The organism is Brevirhabdus sp. (assembly GCF_052826345.1).
The window spans coordinates 1-3688 of sequence record NZ_JBRBUA010000024.1; the positions used below are offsets into that span (position 1 = coordinate 1).

3 protein-coding genes are annotated in these 3688 nt (G+C 65.4%); 2 read left to right on the plus strand and 1 reads right to left on the minus strand.

Annotated elements, in window-relative coordinates; all coding sequences use genetic code 11:
- Positions 1-979, minus strand: a 979-nt coding sequence (locus ACU0BR_RS04000) for a putative ATP-dependent zinc protease (RefSeq protein WP_446155556.1), incomplete at its 3' end; no start/stop codon positions are given.
- Between the two features lie 66 nt (positions 980-1045).
- Here ACU0BR_RS04000 and tgt point away from each other — a divergent pair.
- Both tgt and ACU0BR_RS04010 read left to right on the plus strand, forming a co-directional pair.
- Positions 1046-2176, plus strand: coding sequence for a tRNA guanosine(34) transglycosylase Tgt (tgt, locus tag ACU0BR_RS04005; protein ID WP_446155557.1), 1131 nt, complete (start codon positions 1046-1048; stop codon positions 2174-2176).
- A 387-nt stretch (positions 2177-2563) separates the two neighbouring features.
- Positions 2564-3688, plus strand: a 1125-nt coding sequence (locus ACU0BR_RS04010) for an LON peptidase substrate-binding domain-containing protein (RefSeq protein ID WP_446155558.1), incomplete at its 3' end; no start/stop codon positions are given.

Here is a 3688-nt window from a genome sequence, read left to right on the forward strand (position 1 = left end):
CCTTTTTCGTCTCGGCCAGCACGACGCCCTTGCCCTGGGTCGATTCCAGCAGCTTGACGATCAGCGGTGCAGTGCCCACCACCCCGATCAGATTGTCGGTATCCTTGGGCGAGGCGGCAAAGGCGGTGGTGGGCATACCGATCTTGTGGCGCGCCAGCACCTGATGGGCGTGCAGCTTGTCGCGGCTGGCGGTGATGCCGACGGAGCCGTTCACGCAATAGGTGCCCAGGGTTTCGAACTGGCGGATCACCGCACAGCCGTAGGGCGTGATCGACGCGCCGATGCGCGGGATCACCGCGTCGAAGCGCGGCAGCCGCGCGCCATCGTAATGCAGCTCGGGCGCCAGCGCGTTGATCGCCATGTAGATGCGGGTGGTGTCGATCACCTCGATCACATGGCCGCGCCGCTCGCCTTCCTCGACGATGCGGCGGGTGGAATAATTGTCCTCGCGGCTGAGCACCGCGATGCGCAGCGCGCGGTTGGGCGCGGCCTTGCGCAGCTTCTGCGTGGATTTATAGACCTCGTAGTTCAGTTCCGGCTGGCAGAAGCTGTCGTTGGGGCTGACGACCACCTCGTCCGACAGCGCCTGACGGCCCAGCAGCATCCGGTAGGCCATGCTGCCCCGGTCGGTCAGCGTCAGCTCGATCGGCCAGTGCCGACCGCCTACATTCAACATGGTGGAGATGACATAGCGCCATTCGCTCTCCCCGTTGGAGCTGGTGACCTCGCGCCGGTCGATCAGCTCGGCCGAGCAGGGGATCACCAGATCCGACCGCCCCGGCACCGGATGGACGGAAAACCGCACCTTGGGTTTCGCCGCCGGGCCGAAGGGCTCTATCTCGAAGGCATGCAGCGCCGAGGTGCGCGCGCCGGTGTCGACCTTCGCCTTGAGCGCGGGCAGCCCGAGTTTCGGCAGCGCGACCCACTCCTCCCAGCCGAGGGTGATTTTTTCGTTGAAGGGCGCGGGGCCGTCCTGCATGCGATGTTCCTTGGCTTTTTGCGGGAATCGCCCGACAAGAGCGCCGCGCGTTAAGAGGGTTAGCATATGTCGTCTTCGTTCGACTTCAAAGTGACCGGCCGGGATGCAAAGGCCCGCACCGGACTGATTTCAACGCCGCGCGGCGAGATCCGCACGCCCGCGTTCATGCCCGTCGGCACGGCCGCGACGGTCAAGGCGATGCTGCCCGATTCCGTTCGCGCCACCGGCGCGGATATTCTGCTGGGCAACACCTATCATCTGATGCTGCGCCCGACGGCGGAGCGTATCGCGCGTCTGGGCGGTCTGCACAAGTTCATGAATTGGGACAGGCCGATCCTGACAGACTCGGGCGGGTTCCAGGTGATGAGCCTGGCCGAGCTGCGCAAGCTGACCGAACGCGGCGTGACCTTTCGCAGCCACATCGACGGATCAAAGCACGAGCTGACGCCCGAACGCTCGATGGAGATCCAGCGTTTGCTGGGCAGCGATATCGTGATGTGCTTCGACGAATGCCCCGCGCTGCCCGCCCCGAAAGACCGCGTGGCCGAAAGCATGGCGCTGTCGATGCGCTGGGCGCAGCGCTCGCGCGACGCCTTCGGCGACCGGCCGGGGCACGCGCTCTTCGGCATTCAGCAGGGCGGAACGGAGCGCGACCTGCGCGCGGAATCGGCCGAGGCGCTGCGCGGCATCGGCTTCGACGGCTATGCGGTCGGCGGGCTCGCGGTGGGCGAGGGGCAGAAGACCATGTTCGAGGTGCTCGACTACGCGCCCGACATGCTGCCCGAGGACCGCCCGCGCTATCTGATGGGGGTGGGCAAGCCCGACGACATCGTGGGCGCGGTCGCGCGCGGCATCGACATGATGGATTGCGTGCTGCCCTCGCGGTCGGGGCGGACGGGCCAGGTCTTCACCCGCCACGGCGCGCTCAACATCAAGAACGCCCGCCACCAGGACGATCCGCGCCCGTTGGACGAGGCTTGCACATGCCCCGCCTGCCGCAGCTATTCGCGCGCCTACCTGCATCACGTCTTCCGCGCGGGCGAGATGATCTCGGGGATGCTGCTGACGTGGCATAACCTGCACTACTTCCAGGAGCTGATGCAGGGCATGCGCGACGCCATCGCGGCAGGCCGCTTCGCGCGTTTCCGACAGGATTTCGCCGCCGCCCGCGCGCAGGGCGACATCGATCCGCTGTGAGGCGAAAGGCGCTTCTTCTCGGCCCAAATACTCGCAATCCCGCCCGCCGCGTCCTCCTGCCGCCGGGAGGCCGGGGTGCGCCGATCTCAGGTGCCGATCGCAGGCCGCCGCTCTCGGGCCAGGACGGGGCGCGGTTCCGATATCGCGCCGCGCCTTCCGAAACGGCACCGTTCGGGCGGTAATGCGGCATAAGGGAAACGTGCCGTGGAATTTCGCGGGGGCACGTATTGCCCATCCGCATCGGCAGGGGCATTGTCGGGGGAACGAAAATGAGCCTTGCGATTGAAAGCCGGCCCCGCCGCGCCCATTTCCATGGTCAAACGGGGATGGAACAGGTTGCCGCTACGCGGGGCCGCTCCGTCCTGCCAATAAAGATAAGGACGCAAGATGCCTGAGCAACTCAATCAATCCTTTCCGATCCTGCCGCTGCGCGACATCGTCGTCTTTCCGCACATGATCGTACCGCTGTTCGTGGGCCGCGAGAAATCCGTCCGCGCGCTGGAAGAGGTGATGCAGGACGACAAGCAGATCCTCCTGTCCAGCCAGATCGACCCCTCGGTCGACGATCCCACGCAGGACGGGATCTACCGCGTCGGCGTGCTGGCCAATGTGCTGCAATTGCTGAAACTGCCCGACGGCACCGTCAAGGTGCTGGTAGAGGGGCGCCACCGCGTGCGGATCACCGATTATGTCGACAACGACCAGTTCTTCGAGGGCCACGCCGAGGCGCTCGAGGAGGAGCTTGGCGACGAGGACACCGTCGAGGCGCTGGTACGTTCCGTCGGTGAGGAGTTCGAACGCTACGCCAAGATCAAGAAGAACGTCCCCGAAGAGGCCATGTCGACGGTTTCCGACACGCGCGAGCCCAACCGCCTGGTCGACCTGGTGTCGGGGCATCTGGGCATCGAGGTGAACCAGAAGCAGGAGCTTCTGGAAACGCTTTCCGTGGCCGAGCGGCTGGAAAAGGTCTTCGGCCTGATGCAGGGCGAGATGAGCGTGCTGAAGGTCGAGAAGAAGATCAAGACGCGCGTCAAGAGCCAGATGGAGCGCACCCAGCGCGAATATTACCTGAATGAGCAGATGAAGGCCATTCAGAAGGAGCTGGGCGACGGCGAGGACGGCCAGAACGAGGTCGCCGAGCTGGAAAACCGCGTCGCGGAAACCAAGCTGTCGAAAGAGGCGCGCGAGAAGGCCGAGGCCGAGCTGAAGAAGCTGAAGTCGATGTCGCCGATGTCGGCAGAGGCGACGGTGGTGCGCAACTACCTCGACTGGATGCTGGCCATCCCGTGGGGCGTCAAGTCGCGCGTCAAGAAGGATCTGGGCCGGGCGCAGAAGGTGCTCGACGACGACCACTACGGTCTCGAGAAGGTCAAGGAGCGGATCGTCGAGTATCTGGCCGTGCAGAAGCGCGCCAACAAGCTCAAGGGGCCGATCCTGTGCCTCGTCGGTCCTCCCGGCGTCGGCAAGACCTCGCTCGGCAAGTCCATCGCCAAGTCGACGGGGCGCGAGTTC